The 13,309-nt window shown below is 67.7% G+C and carries 14 protein-coding genes; 10 read left to right on the forward strand and 4 right to left on the reverse strand.

The window, feature by feature from the left end; all coding sequences use genetic code 11:
• Positions 1-52: 52 nt before the first annotated feature.
• From J2W22_RS09695 to J2W22_RS09705, 3 genes are all read left to right on the forward strand, one after another.
• Positions 53-673: an ATP-binding cassette domain-containing protein gene (locus J2W22_RS09695; protein ID WP_307118071.1), complete on the forward strand. Its 621-nt coding sequence runs from the start codon at positions 53-55 to the stop codon at positions 671-673.
• Positions 674-778: 105 nt separating this feature from the next.
• The gene (locus tag J2W22_RS09700) at positions 779-2,275 is read left to right on the forward strand and encodes a CoA-acylating methylmalonate-semialdehyde dehydrogenase (protein WP_307118072.1); all 1,497 of its coding nucleotides are present in this window, start codon (positions 779-781) and stop codon (positions 2,273-2,275) included.
• A 4-nt stretch (positions 2,276-2,279) separates the two neighbouring features.
• A complete protein-coding gene (locus tag J2W22_RS09705; protein ID WP_307118073.1) occupies positions 2,280-2,837 on the forward strand; it encodes a hypothetical protein in 558 nt (185 codons plus the stop codon).
• On the opposite strand, the gene J2W22_RS09710 is transcribed toward J2W22_RS09705, so the two are convergent.
• Both J2W22_RS09710 and J2W22_RS09715 read right to left on the reverse strand, forming a co-directional pair.
• The gene (locus J2W22_RS09710; RefSeq protein WP_307118074.1) at positions 2,756-3,559 is read right to left on the reverse strand and encodes a sterol desaturase family protein; all 804 of its coding nucleotides are present in this window, start codon (positions 3,557-3,559) and stop codon (positions 2,756-2,758) included. The two genes, J2W22_RS09705 and J2W22_RS09710, sit on opposite strands and share 82 nt — an antisense overlap.
• Positions 3,560-3,652: 93 nt before the next feature.
• Positions 3,653-4,687 (reverse strand): AraC family transcriptional regulator, encoded by a 1,035-nt coding sequence (locus J2W22_RS09715; RefSeq protein ID WP_307118075.1) that lies wholly within the window; start codon positions 4,685-4,687, stop codon positions 3,653-3,655.
• Positions 4,688-4,779: 92 nt separating this feature from the next.
• On the opposite strand from J2W22_RS09715, the gene J2W22_RS09720 reads away from it, so the two are divergent.
• The 7 genes from J2W22_RS09720 to J2W22_RS09750 all read left to right on the forward strand — a co-directional run bounded on the left by J2W22_RS09720 (position 4,780) and on the right by J2W22_RS09750 (position 11,157).
• Complete coding sequence (locus J2W22_RS09720; protein ID WP_307118076.1) at positions 4,780-5,766, forward strand: polysaccharide deacetylase family protein; 987 nt, start codon at positions 4,780-4,782, stop codon at positions 5,764-5,766.
• A complete protein-coding gene (locus J2W22_RS09725) occupies positions 5,763-6,905 on the forward strand; it encodes an acyl-CoA dehydrogenase family protein (RefSeq protein ID WP_307118077.1) in 1,143 nt (380 codons plus the stop codon). Before J2W22_RS09720 ends, J2W22_RS09725 begins: the two co-directional genes overlap by 4 nt.
• Positions 6,902-7,945: an enoyl-CoA hydratase/isomerase family protein gene (locus J2W22_RS09730; RefSeq protein WP_307118078.1), complete on the forward strand. Its 1,044-nt coding sequence runs from the start codon at positions 6,902-6,904 to the stop codon at positions 7,943-7,945. Before J2W22_RS09725 ends, J2W22_RS09730 begins: the two co-directional genes overlap by 4 nt.
• Complete coding sequence (locus J2W22_RS09735) at positions 7,945-8,298, forward strand: YunG family protein (protein WP_307118079.1); 354 nt, start codon at positions 7,945-7,947, stop codon at positions 8,296-8,298. Before J2W22_RS09730 ends, J2W22_RS09735 begins: the two co-directional genes overlap by 1 nt.
• Complete coding sequence (locus tag J2W22_RS09740) at positions 8,299-9,072, forward strand: enoyl-CoA hydratase (protein WP_307118080.1); 774 nt, start codon at positions 8,299-8,301, stop codon at positions 9,070-9,072.
• 125 nt (positions 9,073-9,197) lie between these two features.
• The gene (gene mmsB / locus J2W22_RS09745; RefSeq protein ID WP_307118081.1) at positions 9,198-10,073 is read left to right on the forward strand and encodes a 3-hydroxyisobutyrate dehydrogenase; all 876 of its coding nucleotides are present in this window, start codon (positions 9,198-9,200) and stop codon (positions 10,071-10,073) included.
• Between the two features lie 127 nt (positions 10,074-10,200).
• The gene (locus J2W22_RS09750; RefSeq protein ID WP_307118082.1) at positions 10,201-11,157 is read left to right on the forward strand and encodes a right-handed parallel beta-helix repeat-containing protein; all 957 of its coding nucleotides are present in this window, start codon (positions 10,201-10,203) and stop codon (positions 11,155-11,157) included.
• Positions 11,158-11,264: 107 nt separating this feature from the next.
• Here the strand turns inward: J2W22_RS09750 and J2W22_RS09755 are convergent, their stop codons facing one another.
• Both J2W22_RS09755 and J2W22_RS09760 read right to left on the reverse strand, forming a co-directional pair.
• Entirely contained in the window at positions 11,265-11,612 is a 348-nt protein-coding gene (locus J2W22_RS09755; RefSeq protein WP_307118083.1) for a VOC family protein, read from the reverse strand.
• Positions 11,609-13,264: an alkaline phosphatase family protein gene (locus J2W22_RS09760; RefSeq protein ID WP_307118084.1), complete on the reverse strand. Its 1,656-nt coding sequence runs from the start codon at positions 13,262-13,264 to the stop codon at positions 11,609-11,611. Before J2W22_RS09760 ends, J2W22_RS09755 begins: the two co-directional genes overlap by 4 nt.
• Positions 13,265-13,309: the final 45 nt, after the last annotated feature.

The raw sequence follows: 13,309 nt of genomic DNA on the forward strand, positions 1-13,309 counted from the left end.
GCGGGCCCGCCTGTAACCAGCCTGTCATCCGCCGGTGACTAGGACCAAAGCCATGAAGTTCAGCATCGACAATCTGGCCCTGAGCCATGCCGATCACCGGGGGGTCGAGGGTGTCGACGCGGTGCTCGAACCGGGCAGGGTCGTCGTGATTCTCGGGGCTGCCGGGTCGGGCAAGGCGCTGCTGCTGCGCGCGCTGGCCGGCCGGGCCGATGCGGATGCCGGGCAGGTCCGCCTTGGTGGCCGGCTGATCGGCCGGTTCACCGGGGCCGAGCGCGCCGGGGCGATCGCGCAGCCGGGGGCAGGGCGCCGCGGCCTGTTCGGCAGGAAGCCGCTCGACCTTGCCGATGCCATCGCCGGGAAGCCGCACTGGCTGTTCGCCCAGGATCCGCTGAGCGCGCTCGATCCCCTCACGCAATTGGCCCGGATCGCCCAGCTCCGCGACGCCGCGCGACAGGGCATCGGCGTGGTGGTCACGCTCGCGGATCCGGTCCTCGCCGCCCGGCTGGCCGATGACGTGCTGCTGCTCGGCCAGGGGCGCATGCTGGCCTTCGGGCCTGCCCGTGAGGCACTGGAGCACCAGAAGCTGCGCCAGGCATTCGGCGTCGAAGTGATGGTGATCGGCGACGCCAATGGCCGCCTGCTCCCCGTGCCGATCGGCTACGCCACCCAGTAGAGACGCCCTGTCGACCGGCGCGTGACAGCGACCGTTTCTTGTGCCAGTGCGTAATTAAATTACACAGTGAGTCGGGCCGCCAGAGCCTGAAGCAGGAGAAATATGGTGCGTAACATCGACCATGTCATCGTCGGCCATAGCGGCGGCGCGGGTGCCCGCACGGGTGAGGTCTTCAACCCCAACACCGGCCAGGTCCAGGCCCAGGTCCAGCTCGGCAGCCAGGCCGATCTCGACAAGGCGATCGCCGCCGCCCAGGCTGCCCAGCCCGGCTGGGCGGCGACCAACCCGCAGCGCCGCGCCCGCGTGATGTTCGCCTTCAAGGCGCTGGTCGAGAAGAACATGGACGAGCTGGCGCACCTGCTCAGCTCCGAGCATGGCAAGGTGATCGCCGATGCCAAGGGCGACATCCAGCGCGGCCTCGAAGTCATCGAGTTCGCCTGCGGCATCCCGCACGTCCTCAAGGGCGAATATACCCAGGGCGCCGGTCCCGGCATCGACGTCTATTCGATGCGCCAGCCGCTTGGCATCGGTGCGGGCATCACGCCGTTCAACTTCCCGGCGATGATCCCGATGTGGATGTTCGGCGTCGCCATCGCCTGCGGCAATGCCTTCATCCTCAAGCCGTCCGAGCGCGATCCCAGCGTCCCCGTCCGCCTCGCCGAGCTGATGCTCGAGGCCGGCGCGCCCGAGGGCATCCTCCAGGTCGTCCACGGCGACAAGGAAATGGTCGACGCGATCCTCGATCACCCGGCGATCTCGGCGGTCAGCTTTGTCGGCTCGTCGGACATCGCGCACTATGTCTACCGCCGTGGCGTCGAGGCCGGAAAGCGCGTCCAGGCGATGGGCGGCGCCAAGAATCACGGCATCGTCATGCCCGATGCCGATCTCGACCAGGTCGTCGCCGATCTGTCCGGCGCCGCCTTCGGCTCGGCGGGCGAGCGTTGCATGGCGCTGCCGGTGGTCGTCCCCGTCGGCGACAAGACGGCCGATGCCCTGCGCGAGAAGCTGATCCCGGCGATCGAGAAGCTCCGCGTCGGCGTCTCCACCGATGCCGAGGCGCATTACGGCCCGGTCGTGAACGCCGCGCACAAGCAGCGCGTCGAGAACTGGATCCAGACCGGCGTCGACGAAGGCGCCGAGCTGGTGATCGATGGCCGCGGCTTCCAGCTCCAGGGCCATGAGCAGGGCTTCTTCATCGGGCCGAGCCTGTTCGACCGCGTCACGCCGGACATGCAGAGCTACAAGGAAGAGATTTTCGGCCCGGTCCTCCAGATCGTCCGCGCGCCGGACTTCGAGACCGCGCTCAAGCTGCCGAGCGACCACCAATATGGCAACGGCGTCGCCATCTTCACGCGCAACGGCCATGCCGCCCGCGAGTTCGCCGCGCGCGTCAATGTCGGCATGGTCGGCATCAACGTGCCGATCCCGGTGCCGGTCGCCTATCACACCTTTGGCGGCTGGAAGCGTTCGGCGTTCGGCGACACCAACCAGCACGGCATGGAAGGCGTGAAGTTCTGGACCAAGGTCAAGACGATCACCCAGCGCTGGCCCGATGGTGGCGGCACCGGCGACAGCGCCTTCATCATTCCGACGATGGGGTGACGGCATGCCCGCGACGATCGCGCTGGCTGCTCTCTTCCTGGGGTTCGCGCAGGATGCCGATGCGCGGCCGGCGCCGCTGCGCGGTCCGCTTGCGGTCTGCTTCAATTACAGCAGCCTGGACCTGGCAGCCGGCCAGCGCCTCGAGGATTTCCAGGCGGGGACCGAATCGATGCATGCCCGGGTGCGCGGGCCGGGCGCAGGGTACGCGATCATAGAGAGCCAGCTGTTCGGCCCGCCGGAGACGCCGGGCGATCGCGGCACCCTCGTTGCGACCCATGGGGCCACGCGCGTCTATCGCCTCAAGGATGCCAGGGGTACCCGCTACGCGATCTACGGTCCCGCGAAGTTCTTCGGCGGGGAAGAACGGAAGGTCGTTCTGCTCAGTGGCTCCGCCTTCACCGGTGGGAAGGGCGATGCGGCGATCTATTCCCGCTTCCGCATCGTCGACCCCGATAGCGCGCCGTGCAAGCATCGCTTCATCTACGACTGGGAGGCGATGTCCTGGGACGCCGATCCGCCCGCGCCGGACCAGGGCAGCGCCGCCGCCTCGAAAGCCCCGTGATACCCCGGATGCTCGGTGCCCATCCAGCGATCCCACCAGGTGAAGTACAGCCCGAAATTATGTCCGCCGCCGCTATGGTGCAGGTCATGATGCGTCGCCGTGGTCAGCCAGGCGGTGAGGGGGAAGCGCGTGAACCCCGGCGGCATCAGTTCGTGCCCCGAATGGCCGAGCACGTTGCGCCCGATCTGGTGGAGCAGGAAGGCGATCAGCACGATCCCGTGCATCGGCACGAGGAGCAGGAAGAGCGGCAGGAACATGCCCTCCAGCATGCCTTCGATCGGCGCGAAGCTATAGGCGGCCCAGGGCGTCGGCGTGCGCGACTTGTGATGGGTCAGATGCGCACGGCGGAACATCGCCCTGGTGTGCAGCCCGCGGTGCATCCAGTAGAAATAGGCATCGTGCGCGATCACGATTCCGGCGAACTCGAGCGCGGCCTGCCACCAGAGCGGCGCGGCGAAGGTGACGTGGATGATCCCCGCCTGGTTCATCGCCAGCGTGGCAATGCTCCACAGCGCGAAGATAGTGACGGACAGCATCGAATTTCCGAACTCGCGGGCGCGATCCCGCCTCGTCGGCGCGCGCTTCTGGATGCGTCGCGCGGCGGTCCAGCGGGCACCCGCCCAGACTATGCCGGTCATCACCCCGGCGGCGACCAGATAACGGACAAGCTCGACAGTGAAGCTGTGCACGCCGTGCGCGGCGAGCGGGATCATCCAATGCATGTGCCATCCTCGAAAGCGGATGGCGGCGCGTTACCCCGCGCGTTTGGCCCGGTCCCGCCGCGCCCGGAAAATGCCGCGCATTTCCGGAATCGATCAGCTTTTTTCGATTATGGCGGTGCGGCGATACTCGCTCGGGCTGGTGCCGGTCATGTCGCGAAAGGCGCGGTTGAACGGCGCCAGGCTGCCATAGCCCAGGTCCATGGCGAGCGTGAGCACCGGCAGGTCGACGCGGGCCGGGTCGCCGAGCCAGGCGCGCGCGTCGCCGATCCGGTGCGAATTGAGGAAGTCAGAGAAGTTGCGATAGCCCAGCCGCTGGTTGATCAACGCGCGCAGCCGGTGCTCGGGCACGCCCAGTCTGTCGGCGAGCACGCCGATCGTGAGCCCGCTTTCGCGGTAGACATGAGCGGCCATCGCCGCGTCGAGCTTCTGCTTGAGCACATGCTCGGCCGGGGAGAGCAACGCGCGCTCGGGCTTGGGGGCATCGGCATCGAACAGCAGCTCGGCATTGGCCGAGAGCATCGCCACGCCGAACGCCAGGATCGCGATCAGCGCGGTGCTCGACTGGAGCAGCATCAGCCAGATGTCGGTGCGCAGCAGGTCATAGACGCTTTCCGCCACGACGATGCCCAGGGTCTGCACGCCGACCACGATCACGAAGCCGACACGGAACACGCGGCGCTTCTCGCTCAGATCGTCACCCCTGTTGGCAATCGCGATGGCGATGGCATGCGCGGCGCACAGGAAGGCGATGCCATGCTGCACCGCGCCGGCCAGGACCGGCATCTCGTGCGTCACGTAGAGCGCGCGGGCGAACAGCAGCCAGTCGACCAGCGTCACGCCCAAAGCGAGGCCGAACAGGCGCTTGTCCACGCGCCGCTCGAAGATCAGGTGGGCGAACACCCACAGCGCCAGCGGCGCGTTGAGCGAGAAGAGCTGGATCACCGGCCAGGCCAGCGAGCGCCACAGGTGCAGCGCTGGCGAGACGATCGCGAGATAGGCGGCCACGCACACCAGCAGCGCGATTGTCGCCCAGCGGATGCGTGCCGGCGCGGCGCTGCGCCCGATCACCGCCGCCATCAGCAGCAGCTGGCCGACCCCCATCAGCCGCATCGCCGTATCGAAAAGCAACAGCCGCTCCATGCGCTGCCTTATGGCGCCGCTACCGGCCAGCGTCTATTCTCCCGCCCGGCAGGAACAGGCATGGGGGCAGGGGCGTGATCGTGTTGCGGTGGGTCCTGAAGACATTGATCTACGTCGTCGCGCTGGCATTCGTCGTGCCCGGCCAGCGCACGATCAACGTCATCGCGGCACCCCAGCCGGTGGCGGGGAAGCGGATCGCGCTCAGCTTCGACGATGTGCCGCGCGGCGCCGGCGCCTTCCTGACGCCCGACGAGCGCACCGCCCGGCTGGTCGAGATCTTCCACTCGCGCAAGGTGCCCCAGCCGGTCTTCTTCCTGAACCCGGTCCGCATCGTCCATTTCGGCTCGGGGATCGACGCGCCCAAGCGCATCGCCGCCTATGTCGCCGCCGGCGGCGTGCTCGCCAACCATACCGACAGCCACCCCAAGCTGACCAAGGTCTCGGCCGACTATTATCTCGCCGATATCGATCGCGCCGCCGCCTATCTGAAGACGCAGGGCAAGGCGTACCGCCCCTGGTTCCGCTTCCCCTTTCTCGACGAGGGCGGGCCGGACAAGGCCAAGCGCGACGCCGTCCGCACCGGGCTCGCCGCACGCGGGCTGATGAACGGCTATGCGACGATCGACGGGTCCGACTGGAACATGGAAGGCCAGGCAATCGCCGCGAAGAAGGCCGGCAAGACCATCGACATGGACGCGCTGCGCGATCTCTATGTCGAGACGCATGTCGAGTCCGCCGATTTCGGCGACGACCTCGCACGCCGCGCGCTCGGCCGCTCGCCCGCGCATGTCCTGCTGCTGCACGAGACCGATATGGCTGGGCTGTTCCTCGGCGACCTGATCGACGCGTTGCGCAAGGACGGCTGGACGATCATCGGCGCCGACGAGGCCTATGCCGATCCCATCCATCTCGAAAAGCCCGACGTCGCCTGGACTGCCGGCACGCTGATCGAGCAGATCGCCTGGGAGAAAAAGCTCCCCAAGCCGCGCTGGTACGAGCGCAACGACGTCAAGATCGCCAACGCCCTCTTCGCAGAGCGCGTCCTTCACGAAGAAAAGAAGCCATGACCCAGTTCGAACTCACCGACGACCAGCTTGCCATCCAGGAGATGGCGCGGAAATTCACCGCCGATGCGATCACTCCGCACGCGGCCGAGTGGGACGAGAAGCACATCTTCCCGCGCGACACGATCAAGGCGGCGGCCGAGCTCGGCTTTGCCTCTATCTATGTGTCGGAAGAAAGCGGCGGCATCGGCCTCGGCCGGCTCGAGGCGGCGCTGATCATGGAGGCGATGGCCTATGGCTGCCCGTCGACCAGCGCGTTCATCTCGATCCACAACATGGCGAGCTGGATGATCGACACCTTCGCCAGCGCCGAGCTGAAGGCGAAGTATCTGCCCTCGCTGATCACGATGGAGCGGATCGCTTCCTATTGCCTCACCGAGCCGAGCTCGGGCTCGGACGCGGCGGCGCTCAAGACGCGCGCGGTGCGCGACGGCGATCATTATGTCGTGAACGGCTCGAAGCAGTTCATCTCGGGCGCCGGCGAGAACGAAGTCTATGTGACGATGGTCCGCACCGGCGAGGAAGGCCCCAAGGGCATCTCGTGCCTGGTGATCGACAAGGACATGCCGGGCGTCAGCTTCGGTGCCAATGAGCGCAAGCTCGGCTGGCACTCGCAGCCGACGCGCCAGGTCACCTTCGAGGATGTCCGCGTGCCGGTGTCGAACCGCGTCGGCGACGAGGGCGCCGGCTTCCGCTTCGCGATGATGGGCCTCGATGGCGGCCGCCTCAACATCGGTGCCTGCTCGCTCGGCGGCGCCCAGCGCTGCCTCGACGAGGCGGTGCAGTACACCAAGGATCGCCAGCAGTTCGGCAAGCCGATCGCCGATTTCCAGAACACCCAGTTCGTGCTGGCCGACATGGCGACCGAGCTCGAGGCCGCGCGCGCGCTCCTCTATCTCGCCGCCGCCAAGGTGACTGCTGGCGCACCGGACAAGACCAAGTTCGCGGCGATGGCCAAGCGCTTCGCCACTGACACCGGCAGCTCGGTGGTCGACCGCGCGCTCCAGCTGCATGGCGGCTATGGCTATCTGATGGACTATCCGATCGAGCGCTTCTGGCGCGACCTGCGCGTCCACTCGATCCTCGAGGGCACCAACCAGGTCATGCGGATGATCGTCGGCCGGGAGCTGACGCGCCAGTGACCGACGATGTCCTCATCCAGATCGAAGGCCGTACTGGCCGTATCCGGCTCAACCGCCCCAAGGCGATCCACGCGCTCAACACCGGCATGTGCCGGGCGATGCTCGATGCGCTGACGGCGTGGCGGAATGACCCTGCGGTCGAGATCGTGCTGATCGACCATGCCGAGGGGCGCGGATTCTGCGCCGGGGGTGACATCCGGATGATCGCCGAGAGCGGCGCCGGAGACGGCCACGAAGCTCGCGACTTCTTCCGCGTCGAGTATCAGCTCAACCACGCGCTGTTCACCTATGCCAAGCCGGTCGTGTCCTTCATGGACGGCATCACCATGGGCGGCGGCGTCGGCATCTCGCAGCCGGCCAGGTATCGCGTGGCGACGGAGAACACCAAGTTCGCCATGCCCGAGACCGGCATCGGCCTGTTCCCCGATGTCGGTGGCGGCTGGTACCTGTCGCGCCTGCCGGGGAAGATGGGCGAGTATCTCGCGCTCACCGGCCACCGACTCAATGGCGACGAGTGCCTCGCGCTCGGTCTCGCCACGCATCATGTGCCGTCGGCCCTCCTCGAAGCCATGAAGGCCGAAATTGTCGGCGAACCCCATCGGCTGGAGGCGATCCTGGCGGCATGGGGCTATTCGGGCGCGATCGAAGGGCCGATTCTGGCGCATCGCGAAGCCATCGACGGGTTGTTCGCGGCCGACACGGTCGAAGCCATCTTCGCCGCGCTCGAAGCCGATGGCGGCGACTGGGCCACCGCCCAGCTCGCCACGCTGCGCACCAAGTCGCCGCAGTCGATGAAGGTCTCGCTCCGCCTGGTCCGCGAGGGCCGCTCCAGGGCGAGCTTCGCCGAGGAGATGGCGCAGGAATTCGCCATCGGCAGCCGCGTCGCGCAGAGCCATGACTTCATCGAAGGCGTCCGCGCGCTGATCGTTGACAAGGACAATGCGCCGCAATGGAACCCCGCTACGCTTGAAGGCGTCAGCGATGCGATGGTCGACGCGATCTTCGCACCGCTGCCCGCCGATCAGCAATGGAACCCGTGATGCGCTACGCCACGCCCGCTGATTTCTATCATGCCGTCAAACGCGCCTGGAGCGCCGAGACGATCGCGGACGCCTTCGATCCGGCCAATCCCTGCCGCAACCAATGCGCGGTGACGGCGCTCGCCGTCCAGCGCGCGTTCGGCGGCGAGATCTTCAAGACCGCCACCAAGGGCGGCACCCATTTCTATAACCGGATCGACGGACGCTATTGGGACCTTGCGGCCGATCAGTTCGACGAACCGATCCCGTATGACAACAGCCCCAGCTCGACCGATGAGGCGCATGAGCACGCGACCCCCGCACAGCTCGCCACGCTCCTCGCCAATGTCGAGCGCCTGCATCAGGAGGCCTGAATGAGCTACGAAACCATCCTCGTCGAACAGCGCGGCGGCGCCACGCTGGTCACCCTCAACCGGCCCCAGGCGCTCAATGCGCTGAACAGCCAGATCCTCTCCGAGCTGCTCGATGCGATGAAGGCGTTCGACGCCGATCCGTCGCAAGGCTGCGCGGTAATCACCGGCAGCGAGAAGGCGTTCGCCGCCGGCGCCGACATCAAGGAGATGCAGGCCCAGGGCTTTGCCGACATGTACGGCCATGACTTCTTCGCCGGCTGGGACGTGTTCACCCGCACGCGCAAGCCGGTGATCGCCGCGGTCTCGGGCTATGCGCTGGGCGGCGGCTGCGAGCTGGCGATGATGTGCGACTTCATCCTGGCGGGCGACAATGCCAAGTTCGGCCAGCCCGAGATCAAGCTCGCGGTCTCGCCCGGCATGGGCGGCTCGCAGCGGCTCACTCGCGCGGTCGGCAAGGCCAAGGCGATGGAGATGTGCCTCACCGGTCGGATGATGGATGCCCAGGAAGCCGAGCGTGCCGGGCTGGTCAGTCGCATCCTCCCCGCCGCCGAGCTGGTCGAGGAAGCGGTGAAGACCGCGCAGGCGATCGCCTCGATGGCGCCGCTCGCCGTGCTGGCGAACAAGGAGATGGTCAACGCCGCCTTCGAGACCGGCCTTGCCCAGGGCGTCGCCTTCGAGCGCCGCCTGTTCCACGCGCTGTTCGGCACCGCCGATCAGAAGGAAGGCATGACGGCATTCGTCGAGAAGCGTCCGGGGAACTGGACGGGGAAGTAAGCTCTTCTTCCTCCCCTCCTGCTTGCGGGAGGGGTCGGGGGAGGGGCTGTTAATTCCGGGGAGAGGTCAGACAGGCCCTCCCCTAACCCCTCCCGCAAGCGGAAGGGGAACAAGGAGAGAAACGAGTGGCACGCGTAGCATTTATCGGCCTGGGCAATATGGGCGGTGGCATGGCCGCGAACCTTGCGAAGAAGGGGCATGACGTCCGCGCCTTCGACCTGAGCCAGGATGCGCTCGACAAGGCGAAGGCCGCGGGCTGCCTGCCTGCCGCCAGCGCCGTCGAAGCGGTGGACGGTGCCGAGGCGGTGATCACGATGCTGCCCGCCGGCAAGCATGTCGAGGCGACCTATGCCGATGTGCTGCTCGACCATGCCGCGCCCGGCGCGATCCTGATCGATTGCTCGACGATCGACGTCGACACCGCCCGCCGCGTCGCCCAGGCGGCGACCGAGCGCGGGCTGATGGCAGTCGACGCCCCCGTCTCGGGCGGCATCGCGGCGGCCAATGCCGGCACGCTCACCTTCATGGTCGGCGGCACCGAACAGGCTTTCGGCCGCGCCGAGCCCTTCCTGGCCGACATGGGCAAGGCGGTGATCCATGCCGGCGCCAGCGGCGCGGGGCAGGGCGCCAAGATCTGCAACAACATGATCCTGGGCGCGACGATGGTCGCCACCTGCGAGGCGTTCGCGCTGGCCGAGAAGCTCGGCCTCGACGCCCAGCGCTTCTACGACATCGCCTCGGTCAGCTCCGGGCAAAGCTGGTCGATGACGAGCTATTGCCCGGTCCCCGGCGTCGGCCCCGAAAGCCCCGCCGATCGCGACTATCAGGGCGGCTTCGCCGCGCCGCTGATGCTCAAGGACCTCAAGCTCGCGCTGGAGGCGGCGGCAAGTGTCGGCGCGCAGGTGCCGATGGGGACGCGGGCGGAAGAGATCTACCAGGCGTTCGTCGATGGCGAGGGCGCGGGGCTGGATTTTTCGGGCATTATCAAGACGTTCAAATAGTAGCCGTCATCCCGGCGAAAGCCGGGATCTCGTGCGGCTCCTTCCCCGCGCCATCGCCTGAGATCCCGACTTTCGTCGGGATGACGGCTGTGGGCCGGGATGACGATAAGGGGAGATTTAACGCCTCATGCTGCATAGCCTCAGCATGCGCCTGCCCATCCTCTCGGCTCTCGCCCTGATCGCCGCGCCTGCTGTCGCCCAGCAGCAGCGATCGGCCCCCTTCGTCATCGCCGAGACCGGCCAGGGCTTCGCCCACTTGGACGACGCGGTGAACGCGGTCCGCGACGGCACGGCCACCATCCTGATCGCGCCGGGCACCTACCGCGAGTGTACCGTCCAGACCGGCGGCAAGATCACGTTCAAGGCGGTCCAGCCCGGCACCGCGATCTTCGAGAACCAGGTCTGCGAGGAAAAGGCCGCCTTCGTGCTGCGCGGGCGCGGCTCGGCGGTGGATGGCGTGGTCTTCCGCGGCTTCGCGGTGCCCGACGGCAATGGCGCCGGCATCCGCATCGAGATGGGCGACCTCACCGTCACCAACTCGATGTTCCTCGACAGCCAGGAAGGCATCCTCGGCGGCGGGCACGAGACGGTGCGCCGCATCACCATCGACCACACCACTTTCGCCGGGCTCGGCCAGTGCGAGACCGAGAATTGCAGCCACGCGATCTATCTCGCGGTGGACGGCGACGTGATCGTCACCAACTCGCGCTTCGAGCGCGGCACCGGCGGCCACTACGTCAAGCTGCGCGCCCGTCGGGTGACGATCACCGGCAACAGCTTCGACGATTCGAAGGGTAACAAGACCAACTACATGATCGACCTGTCCGAGGGTGGCACCGGCGCGATCACCGGCAACACCTTCGTCCAGGGGCCGCGCAAGGAGAACAGCTCGGGCCTGATCGTGGTCGCGGCAGAGGGCCGGACCTATCCGTCGACCGGTCTGCGCATCGAAGGCAACACCGCGACGCTGGCGCCCGGCGCGCCGGGTAACCCGGCCTTCGTCGCGGACTTCACCGGCCAGGTGGGACCGCTCGGCCAGAACGACCTCGGCCCCGGCATCCGCATCTTCGAGCGGCGGCGGTAATCTCCCTCTCCCCGCTTGCGGGGAGAGGGCGGGGGAGAGGGGCCTGTCGAAGGCACCTGAACTCCCTCTCTCCCCGGCCCTCTCCCCTGAAGGGGAGAGGGAGTGGATCAGCCCCTGTTCGAAATCTGGAATCGGTTCCCGTCCGGGTCATGCCCGTCGCAGAACGCGGTCTCGTCGAACCGGCTCACCTTGCCCATCTTCACGCCGCGCGCGATCAGCTCGGCGCGCACCGCCTCCACGTCCGCGGCGAAGAAGGTGATCTTGTGCGCACCCGCTTCGCCACTGCCGCCACCCCGGCCGGCGTGGATCGCCAGCCGGATCGGCCCCGCGTCGAAATCCGCCCAGCCGTCCTCCTCCTCGGCGAGCTCCAGCCCCAGAACGTCGCGATAGAAATCGCGCATCGCGGCGAAGTTCGTCGTGAAGACGATGACCCGGCGGACTTCCAGGCGGATCACTTGCAGGTGTCACCCTGGCCGGCATCCAGGTCGAGGCAGCGGCCGTCGATCGCCACCGGCACCGGCACATGGATCATCGCCGCCAGCGTCGGGGCGATGTCCACCGTCTCCACCGACAGCGGCTGCTCGAATCCGGTCATGCCCTTGCGCCAGAACAGGATCGGCACGCGGCGGTCATAGTCCCAGAAGCTGCCATGGGTGGCGATCGAGCCGCCCTCGGTGCCGGCGATCGGCGTGACGCGCGGCTTGAGCGCGATCACCAGGTCGCCCGAGCGCTGCGGATCGTAGGAGGCGCGGGCACGCTCGAGCAGGCTCCACGTCTCGGGCGGGGTGTGGACGATCGGCGTCGCCGCGATCTGGGCGCGGGTGAACACTGCCTCGACCTGCGGATTGGCGGTCCAGCGCTTGATCGCCTCCGCCTGCACGCGGCCGCGGTCCGCCTTGCTCAGGTCCGGCGCGAGATAGACGTCGCCCGAATTGCCGCCAACCAGCACCGCACCCCTGATGTTCAGCGCCGCACCGATCTCCTTGCCCATCGTCTTGGCGTCGAGCCCCTTGGCGATGCGCGCCGCCATCGGCGCGGCATGCTCGCGGTTGCGCTCGGGCATGTCATGGCCGCCATGGTCGGCGGTCAGCACCACGGCATAGTCGATGCCGGTCTTGTCGAGCACCGCGAACAGCTTGCCGAGCGTCTGGTCGAGCGAGAGCAGCTGCAGGCACATCTCGCTGCCCTCGGTGCCCAGCGTATGGCCGACATAGTCGGTGGCCGAGGCGCCGACGATCAGCAGGTCGGTATGGCCCGACTGGCCGAGCTTCATGTCGGTCGCCAGGCCGGCGGCGGTCGCCACGATCGCCTCGTCGAACTCGGGCGAGGCGCGGAAGGCGATGCTGTTGCCCGCCGCGCGCGCGAAGCGGCCGGCGCCCACGCTGCGGCTGGGGTTGAGCTGGAAGGCGCGGCTGCGCGCCTGGCAGAAGGGCGGCAGCTCGAGGGGCTCCTGCGCCTCGCCGATGCGCTTGGTCACGTTCGCGTTCATCCGCGTGACCATCGCCGGCTCGGCGCGACCGGCATAGGAGACGAACGCCTTGCCGTTCCACCACCAGATCTCGTCGGTCTTGTGGCCGCCCATCATCACCGCGGCGCGGTCCTTGCCCGCCACCGAGACGACGCGGCTCTGCGGATCGGCCAGCTTCATCCACTCGCCCAGCGTCGGCACCTTCAGATGCTTGTCCGAGACGGTGTAGCTGTTCGAATTGCTGCCGGGCACGCTCTCGTCCTCGGCGCAATAGACGGTCTTGTCCTCGCGCGGGGCGCTGAAATCGGTCCAGTCATTGGCGATGATGCCAGTCTTGGCCGGATGGTCGCCGGTCAGGATCGTCGAGTGGCCGGGGCAGGTCTCGGTCGCCGCGTGGCTCTGATAGCCCGAGGGGAAGACCGCGCCGGTCATCAACCGCGCGAAGCCCGCGCTGAACTGCGCGCGATATTCCGCGAACAGGTCGGCCGAGAACTGGTCGACCGAGACCACCACCACCAGCGACGGCGCGGCGCGCGGCGCCTCGGAAGGGACGATCTGCGCCGGCGGGGTCTCCTGCGCGGCGAGCGGTGCTGCAGCGAGCAGCGCGACGGCTGCCGCGAGCGGACGGAACGACTTCATGCTTTGGCCACCTCCGGCGTGTTCAAATCCTGCCGGGCTGCTATT

This window comes from Sphingomonas kyeonggiensis, assembly GCF_030812785.1.
Taxonomy (GTDB): Bacteria; Pseudomonadota; Alphaproteobacteria; order Sphingomonadales; family Sphingomonadaceae; genus Sphingomonas; species Sphingomonas kyeonggiensis_B.

Bases quoted from the DNA above. Each gene is read 5' to 3' on its own strand.
- J2W22_RS09695 (WP_307118071.1), top strand. From the start codon at position 53: ATGAAGTTCAGCATCGACAATCTGGCCCTGAGCCATGCCGATCACCGG.
- J2W22_RS09705 (WP_307118073.1), top strand. From the start codon at position 2,280: ATGCCCGCGACGATCGCGCTGGCTGCTCTCTTCCTGGGGTTCGCGCAG.
- J2W22_RS09710 (WP_307118074.1), bottom strand. From the start codon at position 3,559: ATGCATTGGATGATCCCGCTCGCCGCGCACGGCGTGCACAGCTTCACT.
- J2W22_RS09725 (WP_307118077.1), top strand. From the start codon at position 5,763: ATGACCCAGTTCGAACTCACCGACGACCAGCTTGCCATCCAGGAGATG.
- J2W22_RS09735 (WP_307118079.1), top strand. From the start codon at position 7,945: ATGCGCTACGCCACGCCCGCTGATTTCTATCATGCCGTCAAACGCGCC.
- J2W22_RS09740 (WP_307118080.1), top strand. From the start codon at position 8,299: ATGAGCTACGAAACCATCCTCGTCGAACAGCGCGGCGGCGCCACGCTG.
- J2W22_RS09750 (WP_307118082.1), top strand. From the start codon at position 10,201: ATGCTGCATAGCCTCAGCATGCGCCTGCCCATCCTCTCGGCTCTCGCC.
- J2W22_RS09760 (WP_307118084.1), bottom strand. From the start codon at position 13,264: ATGAAGTCGTTCCGTCCGCTCGCGGCAGCCGTCGCGCTGCTCGCTGCA.